This is a genomic window from Bacillus sp. FSL K6-3149, from assembly GCF_038630515.1.
Taxonomy (GTDB): Bacteria; Bacillota; Bacilli; order Bacillales; family Bacillaceae; genus Bacillus; species Bacillus pumilus.
The window spans coordinates 3,034,199-3,054,640 of record NZ_CP152034.1 but is presented as its reverse complement, the minus strand read 5'-3'; the positions used below and the strand labels follow the sequence as shown (position 1 = coordinate 3,054,640).

At 40.9% G+C, this 20,442-nt stretch carries 20 protein-coding genes and 1 riboswitch; of the genes, 18 read left to right on the top strand and 2 right to left on the bottom strand.

What is annotated here, in order from left to right:
• Nucleotides 1–32 precede the first annotated feature (32 nt).
• The 9 genes from rluB to MHB83_RS15365 all read left to right on the top strand — a co-directional run bounded on the left by rluB (nt 33) and on the right by MHB83_RS15365 (nt 9,599).
• On the top strand, nt 33–767 hold the full coding sequence (gene rluB, locus MHB83_RS15405; protein WP_034620508.1) for a 23S rRNA pseudouridine(2605) synthase RluB: 735 nt from the start codon (nt 33–35) through the stop codon (nt 765–767).
• A 90-nt stretch (nt 768–857) separates the two neighbouring features.
• On the top strand, nt 858–1,388 hold the full coding sequence (locus MHB83_RS15400) for a thiol-disulfide oxidoreductase ResA (protein ID WP_003215793.1): 531 nt from the start codon (nt 858–860) through the stop codon (nt 1,386–1,388).
• 1 nt (nt 1,389) lies between these two features.
• Nucleotides 1,390–3,069 carry a cytochrome c biogenesis protein ResB gene (locus tag MHB83_RS15395; RefSeq protein WP_003215850.1) on the top strand — a complete coding sequence of 560 codons (1,680 nt, stop codon included), beginning with the start codon at nt 1,390–1,392 and terminating at the stop codon, nt 3,067–3,069.
• On the top strand, nt 3,053–4,231 hold the full coding sequence (gene ccsB, locus MHB83_RS15390) for a c-type cytochrome biogenesis protein CcsB (RefSeq protein WP_342496450.1): 1,179 nt from the start codon (nt 3,053–3,055) through the stop codon (nt 4,229–4,231). Before MHB83_RS15395 ends, ccsB begins: the two co-directional genes overlap by 17 nt.
• 87 nt (nt 4,232–4,318) lie before the next feature.
• Nucleotides 4,319–5,041, top strand: coding sequence for a response regulator transcription factor (locus MHB83_RS15385; RefSeq protein WP_003215596.1), 723 nt, complete (start codon nt 4,319–4,321; stop codon nt 5,039–5,041).
• Entirely contained in the window at nt 5,038–6,819 is a 1,782-nt protein-coding gene (locus MHB83_RS15380) for an ATP-binding protein (protein ID WP_003216141.1), read from the top strand. Before MHB83_RS15385 ends, MHB83_RS15380 begins: the two co-directional genes overlap by 4 nt.
• A gap of 405 nt (nt 6,820–7,224) precedes the next feature.
• Nucleotides 7,225–7,833: an RNA polymerase sigma factor SigX gene (gene sigX / locus MHB83_RS15375; protein WP_003215976.1), complete on the top strand. Its 609-nt coding sequence runs from the start codon at nt 7,225–7,227 to the stop codon at nt 7,831–7,833.
• On the top strand, nt 7,745–8,854 hold the full coding sequence (locus tag MHB83_RS15370; protein WP_212045946.1) for a sigma X negative regulator: 1,110 nt from the start codon (nt 7,745–7,747) through the stop codon (nt 8,852–8,854). The genes sigX and MHB83_RS15370 overlap by 89 nt, the downstream gene beginning before the upstream one ends.
• 100 nt (nt 8,855–8,954) lie before the next feature.
• Nucleotides 8,955–9,599, top strand: a complete 645-nt coding sequence (locus tag MHB83_RS15365; RefSeq protein ID WP_268458337.1) for a M23 family metallopeptidase — start codon at nt 8,955–8,957, stop codon at nt 9,597–9,599.
• 35 nt (nt 9,600–9,634) lie between these two features.
• On the opposite strand, the gene serA is transcribed toward MHB83_RS15365, so the two are convergent.
• Entirely contained in the window at nt 9,635–11,209 is a 1,575-nt protein-coding gene (gene serA / locus MHB83_RS15360; protein WP_012010415.1) for a phosphoglycerate dehydrogenase, read from the bottom strand.
• A 287-nt stretch (nt 11,210–11,496) separates the two neighbouring features.
• A riboswitch (FMN riboswitch) is annotated at nt 11,497–11,628 on the top strand.
• 183 nt (nt 11,629–11,811) lie between these two features.
• On the opposite strand from serA, the gene MHB83_RS15355 reads away from it, so the two are divergent.
• On the top strand, nt 11,812–12,354 hold the full coding sequence (locus MHB83_RS15355; RefSeq protein ID WP_044141215.1) for an ECF transporter S component: 543 nt from the start codon (nt 11,812–11,814) through the stop codon (nt 12,352–12,354).
• Nucleotides 12,355–12,388: 34 nt separating this feature from the next.
• On the opposite strand, the gene MHB83_RS15350 is transcribed toward MHB83_RS15355, so the two are convergent.
• On the bottom strand, nt 12,389–12,637 hold the full coding sequence (locus tag MHB83_RS15350) for a ferredoxin (RefSeq protein ID WP_003215700.1): 249 nt from the start codon (nt 12,635–12,637) through the stop codon (nt 12,389–12,391).
• Nucleotides 12,638–12,903: 266 nt separating this feature from the next.
• Here MHB83_RS15350 and MHB83_RS15345 point away from each other — a divergent pair, with 266 nt between their 5' ends.
• The 8 genes from MHB83_RS15345 (at nt 12,904) to MHB83_RS15310 (ending at nt 20,411) form a co-directional block, all read left to right on the top strand.
• Nucleotides 12,904–13,956: a helix-turn-helix domain-containing protein gene (locus MHB83_RS15345; protein WP_050943831.1), complete on the top strand. Its 1,053-nt coding sequence runs from the start codon at nt 12,904–12,906 to the stop codon at nt 13,954–13,956.
• Complete coding sequence (locus MHB83_RS15340; RefSeq protein ID WP_050943832.1) at nt 13,949–15,457, top strand: ATP-dependent DNA helicase RecQ; 1,509 nt, start codon at nt 13,949–13,951, stop codon at nt 15,455–15,457. The genes MHB83_RS15345 and MHB83_RS15340 overlap by 8 nt, the downstream gene beginning before the upstream one ends.
• Nucleotides 15,454–16,095, top strand: a complete 642-nt coding sequence (locus MHB83_RS15335; protein WP_050943833.1) for a CPBP family intramembrane glutamic endopeptidase — start codon at nt 15,454–15,456, stop codon at nt 16,093–16,095. Before MHB83_RS15340 ends, MHB83_RS15335 begins: the two co-directional genes overlap by 4 nt.
• Nucleotides 16,040–16,801, top strand: coding sequence for a LysM peptidoglycan-binding domain-containing protein (locus MHB83_RS15330; RefSeq protein ID WP_342496449.1), 762 nt, complete (start codon nt 16,040–16,042; stop codon nt 16,799–16,801). Before MHB83_RS15335 ends, MHB83_RS15330 begins: the two co-directional genes overlap by 56 nt.
• A 64-nt stretch (nt 16,802–16,865) precedes the next feature.
• Entirely contained in the window at nt 16,866–17,318 is a 453-nt protein-coding gene (locus tag MHB83_RS15325; protein WP_050943835.1) for a DUF2663 family protein, read from the top strand.
• A gap of 87 nt (nt 17,319–17,405) precedes the next feature.
• Entirely contained in the window at nt 17,406–18,194 is a 789-nt protein-coding gene (locus MHB83_RS15320) for a metallophosphoesterase (RefSeq protein WP_342496448.1), read from the top strand.
• Between the two features lie 165 nt (nt 18,195–18,359).
• Nucleotides 18,360–18,941 (top strand): genetic competence negative regulator, encoded by a 582-nt coding sequence (locus tag MHB83_RS15315; RefSeq protein ID WP_003215601.1) that lies wholly within the window; start codon nt 18,360–18,362, stop codon nt 18,939–18,941.
• A gap of 195 nt (nt 18,942–19,136) precedes the next feature.
• Nucleotides 19,137–20,411: a Glu/Leu/Phe/Val dehydrogenase gene (locus MHB83_RS15310; RefSeq protein ID WP_003215501.1), complete on the top strand. Its 1,275-nt coding sequence runs from the start codon at nt 19,137–19,139 to the stop codon at nt 20,409–20,411.
• Nucleotides 20,412–20,442: the final 31 nt, after the last annotated feature.

Genomic DNA, 20,442 nt, shown 5'->3' with positions numbered 1-20,442 from the left:
CAAGTAAGATAGTACATGAGGTGAAAGACAAAATGGAACGTTTACAGAAAGTAATTGCACATGCCGGCGTCGCTTCTAGACGAAAGGCAGAAGAATTAATTAAAGAAGGACGAGTTACCGTTAATGGTCAAACAGTGACAGAGCTCGGAGTAAAAGTGGGCTCTTCAGATAAAATTGAAGTCAACGGATTAAAGCTTGAAAGAGAAGAACCGGTTTACTTTATGCTTTATAAACCGCGCGGCGTCATTTCAGCTGCCGAGGATGATAAAGGACGTAAGGTTGTCACAGATTTCTTTGATGACGTCCCGCAGCGCCTTTATCCAATCGGCCGCTTAGATTATGATACGAGCGGTTTGATTTTAATTACAAATGACGGGGAATTTGCCCATAAGCTCATGCATCCGAAATACGAAATTGATAAAACATATGCAGCGAAGCTAAAAGGCATCCCATCAAAGGAATTGCTTAGAAAGCTAGAAAAAGGGATTATGTTAGATCATAAAAAGACTGCACGTGCTCGTGCCAAGATGCTTTCTATCGATAAACGAAAGCAGACATCTATCGTTCAATTAACCATTCATGAAGGCAGAAACAGACAAGTGCGCCGCATGTTTGAAGCGATCGGTCATGATGTGTTAAAGCTAAAAAGAGAGCAATATGCGTTCCTTCATATTGAAGGCATGAGACCAGGAGACCGCAGAGAATTAACACCGCATGAAGTAAAGCGCCTGAGAGCAATTGCAGATCACGGGAAAAGCGCTTTTTAATTTTCACATAAACTTCAAAAAATGAAGAAGCATCAAAAGAAGGAGAATGCTATAATTTACCTGAATGTCTATGGGGAAGGGGTACTTCAGATGAAAAAAAGACGGTTTTTCATACGGACGGGCATTCTCCTCGTGATGCTTGCTGCACTATGTTATACCATGTATAACTCAGTATTTGCCAAACAGGATCGGGTCAAAGAAGGATCTATTGCGCCAAACTTTGTCCTTCAATCTGTGGATGGGGAACGGATTGAATTAAAGGACTTAAAAGGCAAAGGTGTCTTTCTTAATTTTTGGGGGACCTGGTGTGGTCCATGTAAACAAGAATTCCCTTACATGGCAAATCAATATGAAGTGTTCAAGGATCGCGGTGTGGAAATTGTTGCAGTCAATGTTGCAGAATCCAATATTGCCGTGAAGAATTTTATGGGGTCCTATGGCGTGAATTTTCCTGTTGCCATGGACAAGGATCGTCAGGTGACAGAGGCATATGATATTACGCCGCTGCCAACCACATTTTTAATTAATCCTGAAGGCAAGGTAATCAAAGTCATAAAGGGAACCATGACAGAACGTAATGTCTATGATTATATGAATTTGATTAAACCAAAGGGGTCATAGAATGAAAGAGGTAAAATGCGAGTGTGGACATATTAATCCAATCGGTACTGTTTTATGTGAATCCTGCGGGAATCCTATTGCGGCTAAAGAGAAAAACTCTTCAAAGCTGCTTGATATGAGATATGACGGCAGTGCGAGACGCTCGCAAACATACAACAAAACGATTGTTGATAAAGTATGGAACTTTTTTTCTTCCGTTAAGGTGGGTGTGTGGCTGATTGTCATCACACTGCTTGCTTCCTCATTAGGAACGATTTTTCCGCAGGAGCGATTTATTCCGCCAGGTGCATCTGCTTCCACCTATTATGAAGAGCAATATGGGTCGTTTGGCAAGCTGTATTACACACTTGGATTCCATGATCTTTATAATTCTTGGTGGTTTTTAGCTTTAGTTGCATCCATCGGAATCTCCCTTGTCATTTGCAGTCTCGACCGGGTTATTCCTCTTTATCGAGCACTCAAAAACCAAGGGGTTATTAAAAAAGAAGGCTTTATGAGAAGACAGCGTCTGTTCAGTGAGACAGACAAAACGTTAGATCAGCATACATATGAAGGCATCAAGAAAGCAATGAAACAAAAGCGTTACCGTGTGCGAGAAGAAAACGGACATATTTTAGCGGAAAAAGGCCGCTTTTCACGCTGGGGCCCTTACGTCAATCACATTGGATTAATCATCTTTCTCATTGGATCGATGCTCCGGTTTGTCCCAGGCATGTATGTGGATGAAACGCTGTGGGTTAGAGAGGGTGAAACTGCCCCAATTCCAGGCACAGATGGTCAATATTTTTTGAAAAATAATGCGTTTTCAATTGACCGCTATGAAACTGGAAATGAAAAAGAAGTGTTTGAGAATGCGATTGAAAGAGCTGGCGACGGTCAAGTAGTGAAAAGTTATAAAACCGATGCCACTTTATACAAACGTGAAGGGGAAGTTGTGTTTGGTGAAAAGCCCAAGCTGAAGCAGGTATCAGAACACGATATCAAAGTGAACGAACCGCTCAAGTTTGATCATTTCTCATTATATCAAGTGGATTTTAAACAAAATGAACTCGATCAAATGGTCTTTCAGCTGATTCGTAAAGATACAGAAAAATCTTTCGGAACAGTGAAGATTAATCTGCTGGAGCCTAAGTCAGAATATGATCTTGGTAGCGGTTACAAAGTCAAAGTGATGAGCTATCTCCCTGATTTTTATTTTGACGATGATGGAACGCCGAGTACGAAAACAAGGAATCCGAATAATCCTGCTTTCGTGTTTGAAATGGTTTCTCCTGAAAAGCCTAAAGGTGAAAAAAGCTTTGTGGCGATTCAAGAGACAGTAGAGGGCTCTGATAATAACCTATATAAAATGAAGTTTGATCGAGTGGAAACGAAAAACGTCACGGGATTGACGGTGAGAAAAGATTTAACTCTTGGGGTGCTCATCGTAGGCGGGATCATCTTCATGATTGGTGTCGTGCAGGGGATGTATTGGCAGCATAGAAGAATTTGGCTGTCTGCAAAGGATGGAAAAGTATTCGTGGCAGGACACACAAACAAAAACTGGTTTGGCTTAAAGTCTGATCTTGGCGTGATCCTAAGTGACAGTGGCATCAAACAGCCAGTTGATCAAAAAGAACTGCCTGATACAACAAGTATCAGCAAAAGCAAGGGGGAAGGATTAGATGGCAGCAGTCAGTGAAAACCTGTTATTTGCAGCTTTTCTATTGTATTTAGCGGCAGTTCCTTTTTTTGGTGGTGCCATTAAAGGAAAAAAGAAAGTTGATGGACCGCGCAGAAATAAGGCGGCACTTATCGGTATTACGCTCACCATCATCGGTTTTTTAAGTCAATTTGGCTACTTTATTTCAAGGTGGATGGTGTCTGGTCATGCACCAGTCAGTAATTTGTTTGAATTCACAACGGCTTTTGGCATGATGCTTGTGCTCGCATTCATCATTTTATATTTTGTGTATCAAGTGTCGGTACTTGGTTTATTTACACTTCCAATCGCTTTATTGATTATTGCCTATGCAAGTATGTTCCCATCTGATATATCACCGCTAATTCCTTCATTACAAAGTAATTGGCTTTATATTCACGTGACAACAGCAGCACTAGGGCAAGCTATTTTAGCGATCAGCTTTGTGGCAGGTGTCATCTTCTTATTAAAGCATGTCGATCAAACAAAACCAGGTAAGAAGACATTTGGTTTAGAGCTTGTCATGTTTATGATTGTTGTGACACTTGCATTTATCGCAGTCACGTCCATCTTTAGAATGACAGGATACGAAGCGAAATTTAATTGGGTCGATAAAAATAAAGAGGAAAGTGTGATGGTCTATGAGCTGCCAGCTCTAGTTGGACCTCATAAAGGAGAGCTTGTGACGCATGATCGTTTGGAACCGTTTGTTGATTTGCCGCCTGTTTTTTCAGGAAGAAAGGTCAATACGGTGTTATGGTCATTCGGCACAGGGCTGATTTTGTATGGACTGATTCGCTTGATCATTCGCAAAAGACTGAGTGCTCTGCTTCAACCGCTCGTGAAACAGGTGAACCTAGATTTAGTCGATGAAATTGGATACAGAGCTGTTTCCATTGGTTTCCCTGTATTTGCGTTAGGCGGGCTCATTTTTGCAATGATCTGGGCGCAAATTGCATGGACTCGGTTCTGGGGCTGGGACCCGAAGGAAGTATGGGCATTAATTACGTTTCTCTTTTATGCAGCCTACCTTCATCTTCGCTTATCCAGGGGCTGGCATGGCGAAAAGTCCGCTTGGTTAGCTGTCATCGGATTCGCCATCATTATGTTTAATCTCATCTTTGTCAATCTTGTGATTGCAGGGCTTCATTCTTACGCGTAATCACATGAAAAAGGCCAACTTTTTATGAATCGATTCGGCTTTTTGTTAAAATGAATGTAACAACGGAGAAAGCAGGAGGATTGTCTAATGGAACACACAACTCAAACGAAAATATTAGTCGTAGATGATGAGGCAAGAATTCGCCGCCTTTTAAAAATGTATTTAGAGCGTGAAAATTATGAAATCGATGAAGCTGAAAATGGAGATGAGGCCATTCAAAAGGGACTCCAAACAGATTATGACCTCATTTTGCTCGATTTAATGATGCCTGGTACAGATGGGATCGAAGTGTGTAATCAAATTCGAGACAAAAAAGCGACCCCAATCATTATGCTGACGGCAAAAGGAGAAGAAGCCAACCGCGTGCAAGGGTTTGAAGCAGGTACGGATGACTACATCGTCAAACCTTTTAGCCCGCGTGAAGTTGTTTTACGTGTGAAAGCATTGCTCAGAAGATCTTCTCAAACGTCTTATCTCAATACTGGGACAACAACAAAAGACGTCCTTGTGTTTTCTCATCTTTCAATTGATCACGACGCGCATAGAGTGACAGCTGATGGCAAAGAAGTCAGTCTCACGCCGAAGGAATATGAGCTTTTATATTTCCTTGCGAAAACACCGGATAAGGTTTATGACAGAGAGAAGCTGTTAAAAGAAGTATGGCAGTATGAATTCTTTGGAGACTTGAGAACAGTCGATACCCACGTCAAACGACTTCGCGAAAAGCTGAATAAAGTGTCACCAGAAGCTGCGAAAAAAATCGTGACGGTATGGGGTGTCGGGTACAAATTTGAGGTCGGCGCTGAATGAAACTGTGGAAAAGTGTCGTTGGAAAGCTATGGTTAACCATTCTCTTCCTCGTCCTCATCGTTTTATCTATTTTAACCGTGCTTCTTTTAGAGTTCATTGAAAATTACCATGTAGAAGAAGCAAAGTCAGATTTAACGCAAATGGCAAATAAAGTGGCGGTCATTTTAGAAAGCCATGACGATCAATCACTCGCAAGGTCGATTACATCAGAGCTTGCTGACAAATTGACGAGTATTGCGATTATCCAAGAGGACGGGCTAGAGTGGTATTCGTCTGAAAAAGACGGGAAGCTTCCTGCGATTACAAAGAAACAAATTGAAGCAGACGGTGATTTGAATCAAGCACTAAAAGATCGTAAAAAAATCAGTAAACGTGCAGAACCAAATGCAGGCAATCATAAGGATGAACGAATTGTTGTCGGTGTTCCATTTGAGGCAAACGGAAAAAAAGGCATGGTCTTTCTTTCTCAATCATTACTTGCGGTAGAGCAAACAACAAAACATACGACGCGTTATATCTTCCTAGCAGCCGGAATTGCCATTGTTCTGACCACTATTTTCGCGTTCTTCTTATCAACACGTGTCACCTATCCTCTTAGAAAGATGAAAGAGGGAGCGCAGGATCTGGCGAAAGGGAAATTTGATACAAAGATTCCTATATTAACGCAAGACGAAATTGGAGAACTGGCCATCGCCTTTAACCAAATGGGCAAGCAGCTTAAATTTCATATCACAGCTTTAAATCAAGAAAAAGAGCATTTGTCCAATATTTTAAGCAGTATGGCTGATGGTGTCATCACCATCAATATTGATGGAACGATCCTCATGACGAATCCTCCTGCAGAACGATTCTTGCAGGCATGGTATTACGAGCAAAATATGAAGATCAAAGATGGAGATGAACTGCCTCCAGAAGCGCGAGAATTGTTTCATACAGCCGTCAGCACGGAAAAAGAGCAAATGATTGAAGTCACACTGCAAGGACGTACTTGGGTTCTTCTCATGTCTCCGCTTTATAATCAGCAGGACGTTAGGGGAGCAGTTGCGGTCCTTCGTGATATGACAGAGGAACGAAGACTTGATAAGCTGAGAAAAGACTTCATTGCCAATGTCAGTCATGAACTTCGTACTCCAATTGCTATGCTGCAAGGATATAGTGAGGCAATTGTAGATGATATTGCTGGCTCAGAAGAGGAAAAGAAAGAGATTGCGCAAATTATTTACGACGAATCACTTCGAATGGGACGTCTTGTGAACGATCTTCTAGACCTAGCGAGAATGGAAGCTGGCCATATTACACTGAATCTTGAATCAACAGATACAGAAGAGCTGACCGAGAAGATTTACCGCAAGTTTCTTGGTATAGCAAAAGAAAAGCAAGTTGATCTCACATATGACATTCAAGTGGATGAACCGTACTTTGTACTCGATCCGGATAAGATTGAACAGGTGTTTACGAATCTTATTGATAACGCCATTCGTCATACACCAGAAGGCGGAGAGGTTCACTTCTCGGTTCAATCGGTGGAAAGCGGTCTGAAAATGGATGTGAAAGATTCAGGAAGCGGAATCCCTGAAGAGGATCTGCCATTTATTTTCGAACGTTTCTATAAAGCGGATAAGGCAAGAACAAGAGGGCGTTCTGGTACTGGACTTGGTCTTGCGATTGTGAAGAATATCGTAGAAGCACATCAAGGCTCCATTCATGCACATAGCAAAGCGGGTACTGGTACACACTTTACCTTTTATATTCCGAGAAAAAAGCAGGAACTCGTCTAATCCTGACGAAGAATCTTGTTACATGAGAAACACTTCTTTTCGAAAGAAAAAGAAGTGTCAGCGTGTAGACAAACCCTCGCATTCGTTGTCAGGTCTGCGCGCTGGTGCTCACGAATGTTCAATTCGCTCCGCGCCAGTGCTCGCCCTTCCTAGACTTCAAAGGTTTTCTATCACGCTGAAAAGAAGACAAAGTGCTAAAATAAACATCATTTTAGCACTTTGTCAACAATCTAACACTTCTTTTCGAAAGAAAAAGAAGTGTTTTTTTATTTTCATATTTTTAAGGAGAAGTTAAACAAAAAGCCCTTCCCAAATTGTCGAACTTGTAATATATTTGTCATAAAGTTGTAATGTAACGTTTTTTAAGAGTCACTCGACAAAAATAAGTGAACGGAGGGGTTTCCTATGCATGAAACCTTTCAAAAAATATATGATTCGTACCATCAAGATTTGTACCAGTTTTTATTTTATATGGTTAAAGATAAAAATCAGGCAGAGGATCTCGTTCAGGAGGTTTACATCCGGGTACTTCACTCATATAAAACTTTTGAAGGAAGAAGCAGCGAGAAAACATGGCTGTTTTCAATTGCGAGGCATGTGGCAATTGATTGGTTTCGCAAACAGCAAACCATTAGACAACGGGTACTCGGCACGTTTGATTGGGATAAGCAGGATGTAAAGGACCCAGACTTGCTCCCAGACGAACTAGCTGTACAGGATGAAAATGTAAAAGAAATCTATGCCGCACTTGATCAGTGCACGATTGATCAACGAGCTGTCATCATTTTAAGATTTATCCAGGGCTACTCAATCATGGAGACGGCAAAGGCGCTAAAGTTCTCGGAAAGCAAAGTCAAAACAACGCAGCACCGAGGCCTGAAAGTGCTCCGAAAACATATGGAGCTTTTGAAGGAGGAGCTAGTGAATGAAAACGAACAGGTCCGATTGGAGCGAAGAACGAATCAAGGTGTTACTAAGTCAGCTTCCAAAGGTGGAGGACAACCGTTCATCTAAGCAGATATACCAGCAGATGCTGATGGCAAGCGGGCAGAAAAAGAAAAGTGCCAAATGGATCGGTCCAGCGGTCGCAACCGTTGTGGTTTTATTTATGGCGTTTTTAATTTCTCCTCATTTATTTCAGCCAGCTGCTCAAGATCATCATCAGCAAATGAAAATGGACTCAAGTGCTGACAAAAGTCAGGTAAACGCCACATTAGAGGCGGTCAAACAGACTAATGGCCCCTCACACGTTGTGTCTCGTAAGCAGCAGCAAAAGTTTATGACCATAGCATACATAGATGAATCGACCTCTCAAGTGGTTCCGATTAGCATTGAAAAAGAGGATGAGTATGATCATTTGCAGGATATGGTGAACACATATGAACAGGTGCAGCTGCCTGAAATGACAAAGCCTCTTCAATCTTATATGGATATGGTGGACCTTCGTGAAAAAGGAGATACACTTGTTTTTCAATTAAAAAGTGATTTGTCCCTTGATACGTTAAAAGAAGCCAGCAGGTTTAAAGATATGGTAAAAGAAACGCTAAAATGGAGCAAATATGAGCAGGTGCAAGTCAAGACAGCCAAAGGTTCTCACCTTCAACTAGGAGCAAATGGAAGCGTTGGAACAATATCGATTGAAAAACAAACAAAGCACGCTTATTATGTTTTAGAGAATAAGAGCGGGACTTTTTTGGTGCCTTCAAAAACGCATTATTCATCGTATGAAGATGCGGTAGAAGCTATGAAGCGTACAAGCGATGCAGGACTTGATCCATTAATTAAAGACGAACCGATTAAAGAAGTGACGTCTAAAGGAAAACATGTGACCATTACGTTTGGAGCATCAGCGCAATTATCGGACTCAAATGATCATATTTTACTCATTGAAGGTCTGCTGCTCTCAGCGAAAGATTTTGGTTTTACAGAGGTCACCATTCAACAGGCGGGAACAGATCAAGTTGGTCCGTATGAATTAGAAGAACCGATAGAGGTGCCGGCTCTGCCGAATCCAGTTGTCATAAAAGACCGTTAAAGGACGCAAGAAATTGCGTTCTTTTTTGATGTATAGAAAATAGCTTCCTTGCTGTATACTAAGCTGTCATAAAAAGAACCTCAAAGAAGGGGAGTCACTAATGAAAAGGTATTGCTTCATATGTGCCAGCTGTTTTTTGATGATCTTTTCACCTGTTGCTCATGCACAGGATACAAGCGAATGGGTGGAGCCGATAAAAGGAGAAGTCACAGATTTGTTTGGGACAAGAGGCGGCTCGCACATGGGATTAGATATAGCTGCGCCAGAAGGAGAATCCATCTTTGCTGCAAGTGAAGGTGAGGTCTCGCGTTCGTATGTATCTGCTACATATGGCGAGGTTGTGTTTATCCAGCATCCAAATGGATATGAAACCGTCTATGCACATTTACACGAGCGTTTTGTTAAAAAGGGTGACCATGTAGAAGCAGGACAGCCGATCGGCATTATCGGCAACACAGGGGCGTCTAGAGGCACTCATTTGCATTTTGAGGTGCACAGGGGGCATTGGTCAGTCAGCAAAGAAGATGCGGTAGATCCACTCACAATCATTGCAATGGATCGCTTCCAAGAGCCGGCTCTACATGTAAACGGACAAGAGAACAATACATATCTCATTAAACAAGGAGATACCCTTTGGTCGATTGCAAAGGCGCATGAGATGACTGTGGAACAATTGAAACAGATCAATGAGCTGACTACTCATCTCATCCGAACGGGAGATCGTTTAATGGTTTCAAAAAAATAAACCTCATGCATGTGCATGAGGTTTATCATGATTTTTTATAGGTCGATCAGACGGACAGAAAGTATATCGTGCACTTCAGTTAATTCTTTGACAATTTCGTCCTCAAGATGCTTATCGAAAGAAAGCATCATGATGGCTTCGCCGCCTTTTTCTTTACGTCCTACCTGCATTGTCGCAATGTTGACATCATGGTCGCCTAAAATTTGTCCAACCTTTCCAATTACACCAGGTGCATCAGTATGCTGGATGTAGACAAGGTGTCCATCTGGATAAAAATCAATATTAAATCCATTAATGGAAACAACGCGTTCTCCTAAATGCGGGATATAGGTTGCTTTTAGAGTAAAGGTTGAAAGGTCGCCTTTGACTTCAATAGAAATGCTGTTTTCGTAACCAGATTCACTGGAAGAAATCTTTTCACTAAAGCTAATGCCGCGTTCTTTTGCCACCATTCCAGCATTGACTTCATTTACAGTCGAATCAACACGCTCTTTTAAAAAGCCTGACAGAAGACTTTTTGTAATAAAGGATGTTTCGAGTTTTGAAATAGAGCCTTCGTAAGAGATGCCTACTTCTTTTACAGGTTCTCTCATTGATTGAGAGACAAGACGTCCGAGCTTTCCTGCAAACTGATGATAAGGCTGAATTTTTTTGAACTCGTCTTTTGTCATCGCTGGTAGGTTAATAGATGACATAACAGGGAGTCCTTTTGCAAATTGAAGTACTTCTTCAGATACTTGCGCCGCTACATTTAATTGTGCTTCCTTCGTCGATGCGCCAAGATGCGGAGTCGCAATGACGAGCGGATGGTCTACAAGCGGATTATCAGTAGGAGGTTCTACCTCAAATACATCGAGTGCAGCTCCTGCAACATGGCCGCTTTCAAGCGCTTCAAGAAGGTCACGCTCGTCAATAATACCACCGCGTGCACAGTTCACTAGGCGAACGCCTTTTTTCGTTTTTGCAATTGTTTCTTTATTGAGAAGTCCTCTTGTTTCTTTTGTTAACGGGGTATGTACAGTGATGATATCTGATACTTCGAGTACTTCATCAAGTGACTTGGCATTGACACCGATTTTTTCTGCGCGTTCCTTTGTCAGAAACGGGTCAAATACGTTGACTGTCATGCCAAATGCTCTTGCACGCTGGGCAATTTCGCTTCCGATTCTGCCAAGTCCAACAATCCCAAGAGATTTTCCATAAAGCTCTGCACCAACATAGGCACCTCTGTTCCATTCTTTTGATTTCACAGAAATGTTGGCTTGTGGAATATGACGCATGAGTGAAGAGATCATCGCAAATGTATGCTCAGCTGTGGAGATCGTATTACCGTTTGGTGCATTGATCACAATGACGCCATGCTTGGTTGCTTCATCAATATCAATATTGTCTACTCCCACACCGGCACGGCCGACAATTTTTAATGAAGTCATTTTTTCATAAAGCTCTTTGGTCACTTTCGTCGCACTTCTGACAAGTAAGGCATCAAATGTGTGTAATTCATCTTCTGCTTCTGTTACATTTTTTTGGACAATTTCAACAAAATCTGATTCTAAAAGTGGTAAAAGACCATCATTGCTCATCTTATCTGAGACTAATACTCGAAACATCGTAAGATTTCCTCCTAAAATAAACGTCATAAATATCTGATAATTTACCATATTCCTTTTCGCTGTGTCAATCAAATTAAAGCAGTAAAGCGAAAAAGAAAACACGAACATTTCTTAGTGTCTTTATAAAGAATGGACACCTTTAAACAAAAGATAACCAATTTTTTCGTATTTGTCATTATAATTTTTAAGTTTTTTGCGATTTCTTAAAACTGATGAAATTGCTCAGGATTTTTATCTGTACAAATGCTCATATATCATATATAATGATGTCGAATTGAATAATGATCAATCTTCGGGGCAGGGTGCAATTCCCTACCGGCGGTGATGAGCATAGTCTCTAAGCCCGCGAGCCTTTTTTGGCAGGATTCGGTGTGATTCCGAAGCCGACAGTATAGTCTGGATGGGAGAAGATGGAGGTTCGTAAACGTTGAAAACTTGGTTTTTCACACGTTTATTTGTCTAGCCTAAATTCCCCGCTCCTGTTTTCATGAGCGGTTTTTTTGTGGCTGAAATTGAACAATCCTCTTTTCGAAAGATTTGATCGAAAAGGAGAGAGAATATTGAATCAAAGTAAAGTAAAACGTTTAGTCGTCACCAGTATGCTTAGCAGTATTTCGTTCGTGTTAATTTTATTGGATTTCCCTTTCCCAGGGCTTCCAGCGTATTTGAAAATTGATTTCAGCGATATCCCAGCGATTATTGCGATTTTAATTTATGGGCCAGGTGCAGGAATTGCCGTGGAGGCATTAAAAAATGTTCTGCATTATCTCATTCAAGGCAGTATGTCCGGCGTTCCAGTTGGGCAAGTCGCGAACTTCATTGCAGGCACACTATTCATCTTACCAGTCGCCTTTATGTTCAAAAAAATTAAATCAGCAAAAGGAATGGCTTGGTCAATGATCATGGGTACATTACTTATGACTGTGATGATGAGCATTTTAAATTACTTCTTATTCCTGCCAGCTTACACATGGTTTTTAAACGCACCTGAACTATCAGATCATGCGCTCAAGACGACCATTACAGCAGGGATTTTACCTTTTAACTTTATTAAAGGAATCATCATTACCATCGTATTTAGCTTCATTTTTGTGAAAATGCGTCCATGGTTTGAAAATAAACGCCGACTTCAAAATAGTTAATATAAAAAAAGCCCCTGCATAAGGGGCTTTTATACTATTCATGCTTAAGTGGGTCACCCTCGAAAGATTCGTCCGCAACTTTGATTGAGTCAGTTGGACATCCTTCAAATGCATCAAGCATATCTTCTTCAAGTACTTCTGGAACTTCTACAGTCCCTTGGTTGTCGTCAAGCGTAACAAATGCAATGCCTTCATCATCATAATCATAAATGTCTGGAGCAGCTGCACCGCATGCGCCGCAAGCAATACATGTGTCTTTGTCTACAATTGTATATTTTGCCATGTTAAAAAAATACCTCCCAAATAGTTCGATGGAACACATGGTTTAACCTTTTAGTTTCACCGATAAAAAACAATTTCCTCAAACCTTATTGTAATGATTTTAAATTCACATTTCAACTGTAAAGTGATTGAGAATGCTTATCACATAAGGGTTTGTTCATAACTTTCCCCCATAAATTGAGTTTAAACATTTCTTCTTGTATGAAATCTGTTAAAATAAAGGGAGAAAATATTCGAATTTTGTCAGGAAGACAGGTGCTTTGATGAATGACTCTTCATTATTTGGATGTCATGTTAATGGACAGCGTATATAAATTGAACGGCGAACGCTCCATTAGTGCTGTCTACCATCTTTTTAAAGGAAAAAAATCATCTCAAACCATACAGGATGCCAGCTTGTTTGAGCTTTCCAGGTACTTCGGCTGTTACCCGGGGTTTACGAGGGATCAGCTGAATCGTTCTGCTTTAAAGCTTGAAGAGAAGCACTATATTAGAAAAACCGATGAGACACTGAGTATCACTGGAGCAGGGCAGCAAATGCTACACCAGCATTTCTCTGAAAAACCGATGCCTGCTTATTTTCATGGTGCCAAATACCACGATAAAGCAAAGATGCTATGGATGAGGCTCTCTTTACTTGTACAAGTGCTTTCTCACCATATGGCTGGATCACATCAATATGTTCCAATACAAAGAGATGTCTCAGTTCAAAGCTGGACGAAATCTTTTTTGAAACAGCATCAGCAGAAAAGCAAGCTTTCAGAAGAGCTGCATCATGAACTAGAAAAACTCCTAATGAACCTAAGTGATCAAGAGGCACTGATTTTTGTTTACTCATTGACCTCACATGAACGAATCGGGCGTACGTATCAGCAAATGGCGGAGTGGATGAAAGAAGATGTGTGGTATGTGTACTTGCTTTTTTGGAATGTACTCCATTATTTTATTCAATCTGCCCAAAAAGGTGAGGCGCCGACTTTGCAGAAGCTCGTAGGTGACCTTGAATTTAAACGCGTGTTAACAACTTCTACTCACAAAACACTTGAGCTTGTCCAAAAAGGATTTGATATTGAACAAATTGCTCACATTCGTTCATTAAAAAAGGCAACGATTGAAGATCATATCGTGGAGCTGTCGATACATGAGCCAAGCTTTTCAATAGATCCCTATGTGAGTATAAAAGAGCAGCGGGAGATCCTTGCTGTAGCCAGAGAGCTGCAAACAAATAAAATGAAGCTAATTAAAGAAAAGCTCGAGCATCCATTTACTTATTTTCAAATACGATTGGCACTGACAAGGATGGTGAAAGCAAATGGATAAGCTTCATCAGACGCTCATGCGATACTTTGGCCACGACACATTTAAAGCAGGTCAAGAGGACATTATTCGAAGTGTACTGCATCAAAAAGATACGGTTGCCATGCTGCCTACGGGTGGAGGAAAGTCACTTTGCTATCAAATTCCCGGTTATATGACAGACGGGCTGGTTCTGATTATTTCGCCGCTTTTATCGCTTATGGAGGACCAAGTCGAACGAATGAAAATGCGCGGAGAAAAACGAGTGGCGGCGCTTAATAGCACATTGTCTTTTCAGGAGAGGCGACATATCATTCGGCATTTGCCATCATATAAATTTCTATTCGTCGCACCTGAGGCATTAATGTCAGAAGTGCTGCTTGAACAGCTCAAATCGATGCGTATTGGTCTGTTTGTCGTCGATGAAGCGCATTGTATATCAGAATGGGGGCATGATTTCCGTCCTGAATATTCGAAGCTCGGAGAATGGAGAGAAGCGTTAGGTCATCCTGTGGCTTTAGCTCTTACAGCTACAGCAACGAAACAAACGCTAAAAGATACTGTGCAAACGCTAAGGTTGCAGCATCCAGACTTTCATATTCATTCCGTCAACCGCCCGAACATTGCCTTAGTCAAAGAAGTGCACGAATCGAAAGAAGCAAAAGAGAAACGGGCCATTGAGCTTGCGGATTTTTTGCAAGGACCAGGCATTATTTATTGCCCAACCCGGCAAATGACAGAAGAGCTTGCTCTCTGTATGAAACAAAAAACCAATCAGCGTGTTGAGTTTTATCATGGCGGAATGGACGCAGGAGATCGTATGCTCATTCAGCAGCAATTTATTAGCGGTCAGCTTGATCTTATTTGCTGTACGAGTGCTTTTGGCATGGGAATTGATAAAGCAAATATCCGGTTTGTCATTCATATGAGCCCTCCGCAATCGATTGAAGCATTTATGCAAGAGATTGGAAGAGCGGGAAGGGACGGGAAAAACAGTGTGAGCATTCTTTTATATACAGAAGAGGATGCAGATATTCAGCTACACTTGATCCAAGCAGAAGGATTTGACGAACCAGAAATTGATTTCTACTTATCACAACTGACTCAAATGCAGACAAATGATGAAAAAAAATTACGTGAACGATTGATGGAAACAGGGCTTCAGGAGACGCGTGCAAGAATGCTGACGCACTATTACATGATGCATGAGTCCGAACAGCGCCCGGCAATTCTGATGAATCTAAAAGAAATATTGCAGGACAGACAAACAGAAAAGCTAAAAAAAGTGTGGCAATTTAAAGAGCGGATCATGGATCATGACTGCTTTAGACAATCTCTGTTATCATATTTTCACGAACAGCTTGATCAAACAGAGCGCGCGTCCTCTGAGCATTGCTGCTCTTCTTGCGGACTGAACCTGTCTGATTATGAAAAAAAAGAACAATCATTGGAGCTGAATGAAATGAAACACTGGAAGACTGTGCTGGATCGTATGTTTCATCTGACAAAAGAGGCGCAGCATTGATTGAACAACATCGCCGAATCATTGAAAAATTAACCGATCGACAAGTCGTAGAACAGCTGTATTTCACGCAGCTGCTCATGCTTATCGTTTCTTTTTTACTAGGCATATTTATGTTCGATCAATGGACGGATTTTACAGCCCTTTGGCAGATTCATGATATGCGCATTCTAACATATGGAATTGGCGGTGCATTGCTCGTCATTATTATAGATGCAATTGTCATGAAGGTGTTTCCTGCTCATATGTATGATGATGGCGGTTTAAATGAAAAGATGTTCAAAAACCGAAGCATTCCGCATATTGTTTGGTTAGCACTTCTCATTGCCTTTTCAGAGGAAATACTATTTCGCGGAATTGTTCAACAGCAATTTGGACTTGAGATTGCCAGCATCGTGTTTGCGCTTCTTCACTTTCGCTATTTATCAAAAATACTCTTGTTTATCCTCGTGGTTTCCATTAGTATTTTTTTAGGACTTTTATACGAGTGGACGGGGAATTTATTTGTTCCTGTCATGACACATTTTGTCATTGACTTAGTCTTTGCTTGTCAAATTCGTTTGAAATATAAGGGGAGGGATGAACATGGAAGAAATGTCGAGAATGCAGAGAAAGAAGGAGCAGCTGACAAACAACCATGACGACAATGTAGAGGAAATTCTTGAAGAAAAAGTACATCCTTCTGATGACTCTCACTTTCCTACACGAGAAGACTTTCATGAATATAAGAAGCAGCGTACGAAAAAAGTGCGCAATCCTTTGTTTACGACATTGGCTATTATCTTTCCTATCATCGTCATCACTGTTTTCTTTCTATTGATCTACTACACTTCAAAGGAAATTAACGATAATAACAATCAAGATGTCTACATTGATAAAACCTCAAGTGCTGACACAGACCCAGTTCCGTCAGCACTAGCCGAAACAAAAAATGACGCAAAAGCTGATAAAGCGGATGCGTCTGATGAAGAGAAGAAAAAGAAAGATGAAGAAAAAGAAAAGCAGCGATCAAAAGAAAAAGCAGAGCAAAAGAAAAAAGAAAAAGCTGCTAAAGAGAAAGAAGAGCGTGAAAAAGCCGCAGCTGCGAAAAAGCGTGAACAGCAGCAGCTAGCCCTCCAAAAACAGCAAGAAGAGAAAAAACGAAAAGAAGTCGAAGAGAAAAAGAAGCAGGAAGAAAAGCCAGTTCGTGTCGTCCAGCACACTGTTGGCCCAGAGGAAAACCTGTATCGAATCTCGATGAAATATTACAAAAGCCGATCAGGTGAAGAGAAAATAAAAGCCTACAATCATTTAAATGGGAACAGTGTATACAGTGGTCAAGTACTCAATATTCCATTGGAAAACTAATTACCTGACATGAACGAATGAAAAAGCACATACATATGTAGAAAAAAGGGACAGGGTGTATGTGATGACTTTGCACGCAATCAGCCGCTATATGGATCAGCCGACACAGAAAATGATGGAAACGTTGATCAAAAGAAAGCACAAATATGAGGGCTTTGCCAAGCAGTGTAGAAGGTGGCAATGGACAGCCCTTTTGTCACTGGCGATTCTTTTGTTTTATTTTGTGATAACGGCAAATAAGGGAGGCTCGCTTCAGCCGGAAGCGATGATTGCAACGCTGCTCAGTCATGAGGTCTTTCTATTTTGGATAATGGCTGAGGTGTTTGCTTTTTATGCATCTTATTATTATAAGAAAAAAGAAGAAAAGGCTGAGGATGAATATCATCGCCTTAGATGTGAGATTATACAAAAAAGCACAGACTTATGGCCGCAATCAGACCAGTGGAAAGAGCGTGAAGCGGTTTTTCGCTATATGCAGCAGCAATATGACATTAATCTCTATTATGAAAGTAAATAAATGTGTAAAAAGACGTTTTAATAGTTGAAACGTCTTTTTTCATTCAAGCGTCTTATGAACGACACATATGCAAGGGAGCCATTTATGATGAAATATGCCATCGGATTTACTGCCGCCATTGCGGCTGTTACAACAGGTGTGTGTGTAACGGCAAAAATGGTGAAAACGGCAAAACAAAACAACATCAAAAAGCATTACTTTACAATAGAAGCACTTCAATCAGATCGACCAGCAGTGATTTTCTTTATTTCTGATACACACCGGCGGCTGATTAGTGATTCATTATTAGCTGAGGTCACACAAGAAAAACCGGATGTCATTATGATAGGCGGAGACTTAGCAGAAAAAGGTGTACCCTACGTCAGAATTGAAGAAAATGTGAAACGTTTATCAAGAATTGCGCCCGTTTATTTTGTTTGGGGAAATAATGATCACGAGCTGCACCAGCAAAAGCTTAAAGAGATTCTTCATGCTTACGATGTGACGACCCTGCAAAATGAAACAGCTGTGTGGGATTTCGAAGGCCAGTCAATTAAAATTGGAGGCATCGATGATATTCGGCTTGAAAAGGCGGATTATGAAGCGATACGACCTGAGTTTGTGAAAGATGACGTAAATATTCTCTTATCACACAACCCAGATGTACATCATTTAATGAGTGAAGATGAGGGGATCGACCTTGTTTTGAGCGGTCATACACATGGAGGTCAGATTCGAATTGGGAAATTTGGTCCGTATGAAAAAGGAAGAACAGGTCAGGTCAAAGGCGCATTTTTTCTCATTAGTAATGGCTATGGAACAACAAAGATTCCAATGCGTCTCGGGGCAGAACCGGAAACGCATCTGATCTATTTAATGCCTGTAAAAACGCGATGACTGGCTGCGCCCTCAATATTTTCCATAAAAGTCACCGTAAGCATAGCTTCATGCTTGTCTTCCGTCTTGACACAGTGTAAACTGAATACAAAATTAAGAACCTATGACTCATCATCTCATATACTACAGTATGATGTGTGTTTAGAAGAGGCAGGAGGGAACGTTATGCGACTGGAGCGTCTGAATTATAATAAAATCAAAATTTTTCTCACACTAGATGACCTGACAGACCGGGGTCTTACGAAAGAAGACCTTTGGAAAGATTCGTTCAAAGTCCATCAGCTGTTTAAAGACATGATGAACGAAGCGAATCAGGAGCTCGGTTTTGAAGCGAGTGGACCGATTGCTGTTGAAGTATTTTCACTTCAGGCGCAGGGGATGGTCGTCATTGTCACAAAGAGTCAGCAGGATGATGCTGATGATGATGAGTTTGATGAAGATTACATTGAGATGCAAGTCAAGCTCGACGAGAGTCATCATGTGCTCTATCAATTTGCCTCGTTTGAAGATGTGATTCAACTGTCCCATAGTTTAAGTCGTATTGGACTTTTAGGGGGTACAGTTTACCATTATGAAGGTCAATATTTTCTCAGCCTAGATGATTTTGAAGAACTATCAGCTGATACCGTCATTTCCATTTTAGCGGAGTTCGGTTCACCAACGACATTAACGATCCATCGGCTAAAAGAATACGGAAAAGTGATCATGCAAGATGATGCAGTGAAAACGATTCAAATGTATTTTTAATCACTTTTTTCTATTATATTTAATACTGTTGTGATGAAACAACAGTATTTTTTTATATCCTTTTTATATTTATAAACGCTGATATTTTATTTTAATAAAAAACGTTTTTTACCTTTGCTTTACCAGTACGAAGGTGTATACTATTGCTTGAAAGGGAGCAGTAGATCATGAAAGATTTCTAGGGGGTTTATTTTAATGGCAGCCGATCAAAACGCCGCTCATAACGCAGAAGATAAGCTAGATGTTTTAAAGTCAACTCAAACCGTCATACATAAAGCGCTAGACAAATTAGGGTATCCGCAAGAAGTGTATGAATTGCTGAAGGAGCCAATTCGTCTATTAACTGTGAAAATTCCAGTACGAATGGATGATGGATCAGTGAAAATTTTCACTGGTTACCGCGCGCAGCACAATGATGCTGTCGGACCGACAAAAGGCGGTATTCGTTTCCACCCGAACGTTACTGAAAAAGAAGTAAAAGCGCTTTCAATTTGGATGAGTTTAAAATGTGGTATTGTGGATCTTCCTTATGGCGGAGGAAAAGGCGGTATTATCTGTGATCCAAGAGAAATGTCATTTAGAGAACTTGAAAAACTAAGCCGCGGCTATGTGCGTGCAATCAGTCAAATCGTTGGTCCAACGAAAGATGTACCAGCACCAGATGTGTTTACAAACTCTCAAATTATGGCATGGATGATGGACGAATATTCTAGAATGGATGAATTTAACTCGCCAGGATTTATTACCGGAAAACCAATTGTTCTTGGAGGATCACACGGACGTGATACTGCAACAGCAAAAGGTGTGACGATCTGCATCAAAGAAGCGGCGAAGAAAAAAGGAATTGACATTAACGGGGCACGTGTTGTCGTACAGGGATTCGGAAATGCAGGAAGCTACTTGGCTAAATTCATGTATGATGCCGGAGCGAAAATCGTAGGGATTTCAGATGCTTACGGCGGGTTATACGATGAAGATGGTCTTGATATTGACTACTTGCTTGACAGACGTGACAGCTTTGGAACCGTTACTAAATTATTTAACGATACCATCACAAACCAAGAGCTGCTTGAGCTCGATTGTGATATCTTAGTACCTGCAGCCATTGAGAACCAAATCACTGAAGATAATGCGGCAAACATTAAAGCTAAAATTGTCGTAGAAGCAGCGAATGGTCCAACGACACTTGAAGGAACAAAAATTCTTTCAGATCGTGGAGTACTGCTTGTCCCAGACGTACTTGCGAGTGCGGGTGGTGTAACGGTTTCTTACTTTGAATGGGTGCAGAATAACCAAGGGTTCTACTGGACTGAAGAGGAAGTCGAAACTCGTTTAGAAGATATGATGGTGAAATCATTTAATAATATTTATGAAATGGCGCAAAACCGCCGCATCGATATGCGTCTTGCTGCATATATGGTCGGCGTACGTAAAATGGCTGAAGCTTCTCGATTCAGAGGCTGGATTTAAGCGGCTTATTTGCATCGCGCCCAAAAATCTC

Coding starts and splice junctions, on each gene's coding strand:
- MHB83_RS15315 (WP_003215601.1), top strand. CDS start 18,360: ATGCGACTGGAGCGTCTGAATTATAATAAAATCAAAATTTTTCTCACA.
- rluB (WP_034620508.1), top strand. CDS start 33: ATGGAACGTTTACAGAAAGTAATTGCACATGCCGGCGTCGCTTCTAGA.
- MHB83_RS15355 (WP_044141215.1), top strand. CDS start 11,812: ATGCTTAGCAGTATTTCGTTCGTGTTAATTTTATTGGATTTCCCTTTC.
- ccsB (WP_342496450.1), top strand. CDS start 3,053: ATGGCAGCAGTCAGTGAAAACCTGTTATTTGCAGCTTTTCTATTGTAT.
- MHB83_RS15330 (WP_342496449.1), top strand. CDS start 16,040: ATGGAAGAAATGTCGAGAATGCAGAGAAAGAAGGAGCAGCTGACAAAC.
- MHB83_RS15310 (WP_003215501.1), top strand. CDS start 19,137: ATGGCAGCCGATCAAAACGCCGCTCATAACGCAGAAGATAAGCTAGAT.
- serA (WP_012010415.1), bottom strand. CDS start 11,209: ATGTTTCGAGTATTAGTCTCAGATAAGATGAGCAATGATGGTCTTTTA.
- MHB83_RS15325 (WP_050943835.1), top strand. CDS start 16,866: ATGACTTTGCACGCAATCAGCCGCTATATGGATCAGCCGACACAGAAA.
- MHB83_RS15340 (WP_050943832.1), top strand. CDS start 13,949: ATGGATAAGCTTCATCAGACGCTCATGCGATACTTTGGCCACGACACA.
- sigX (WP_003215976.1), top strand. CDS start 7,225: ATGCATGAAACCTTTCAAAAAATATATGATTCGTACCATCAAGATTTG.
- MHB83_RS15320 (WP_342496448.1), top strand. CDS start 17,406: ATGAAATATGCCATCGGATTTACTGCCGCCATTGCGGCTGTTACAACA.
- MHB83_RS15400 (WP_003215793.1), top strand. CDS start 858: ATGAAAAAAAGACGGTTTTTCATACGGACGGGCATTCTCCTCGTGATG.
- MHB83_RS15370 (WP_212045946.1), top strand. CDS start 7,745: ATGAAAACGAACAGGTCCGATTGGAGCGAAGAACGAATCAAGGTGTTA.
- MHB83_RS15395 (WP_003215850.1), top strand. CDS start 1,390: ATGAAAGAGGTAAAATGCGAGTGTGGACATATTAATCCAATCGGTACT.
- MHB83_RS15365 (WP_268458337.1), top strand. CDS start 8,955: ATGAAAAGGTATTGCTTCATATGTGCCAGCTGTTTTTTGATGATCTTT.
- MHB83_RS15350 (WP_003215700.1), bottom strand. CDS start 12,637: ATGGCAAAATATACAATTGTAGACAAAGACACATGTATTGCTTGCGGC.
- MHB83_RS15380 (WP_003216141.1), top strand. CDS start 5,038: ATGAAACTGTGGAAAAGTGTCGTTGGAAAGCTATGGTTAACCATTCTC.
- MHB83_RS15385 (WP_003215596.1), top strand. CDS start 4,319: ATGGAACACACAACTCAAACGAAAATATTAGTCGTAGATGATGAGGCA.
- MHB83_RS15345 (WP_050943831.1), top strand. CDS start 12,904: ATGACTCTTCATTATTTGGATGTCATGTTAATGGACAGCGTATATAAA.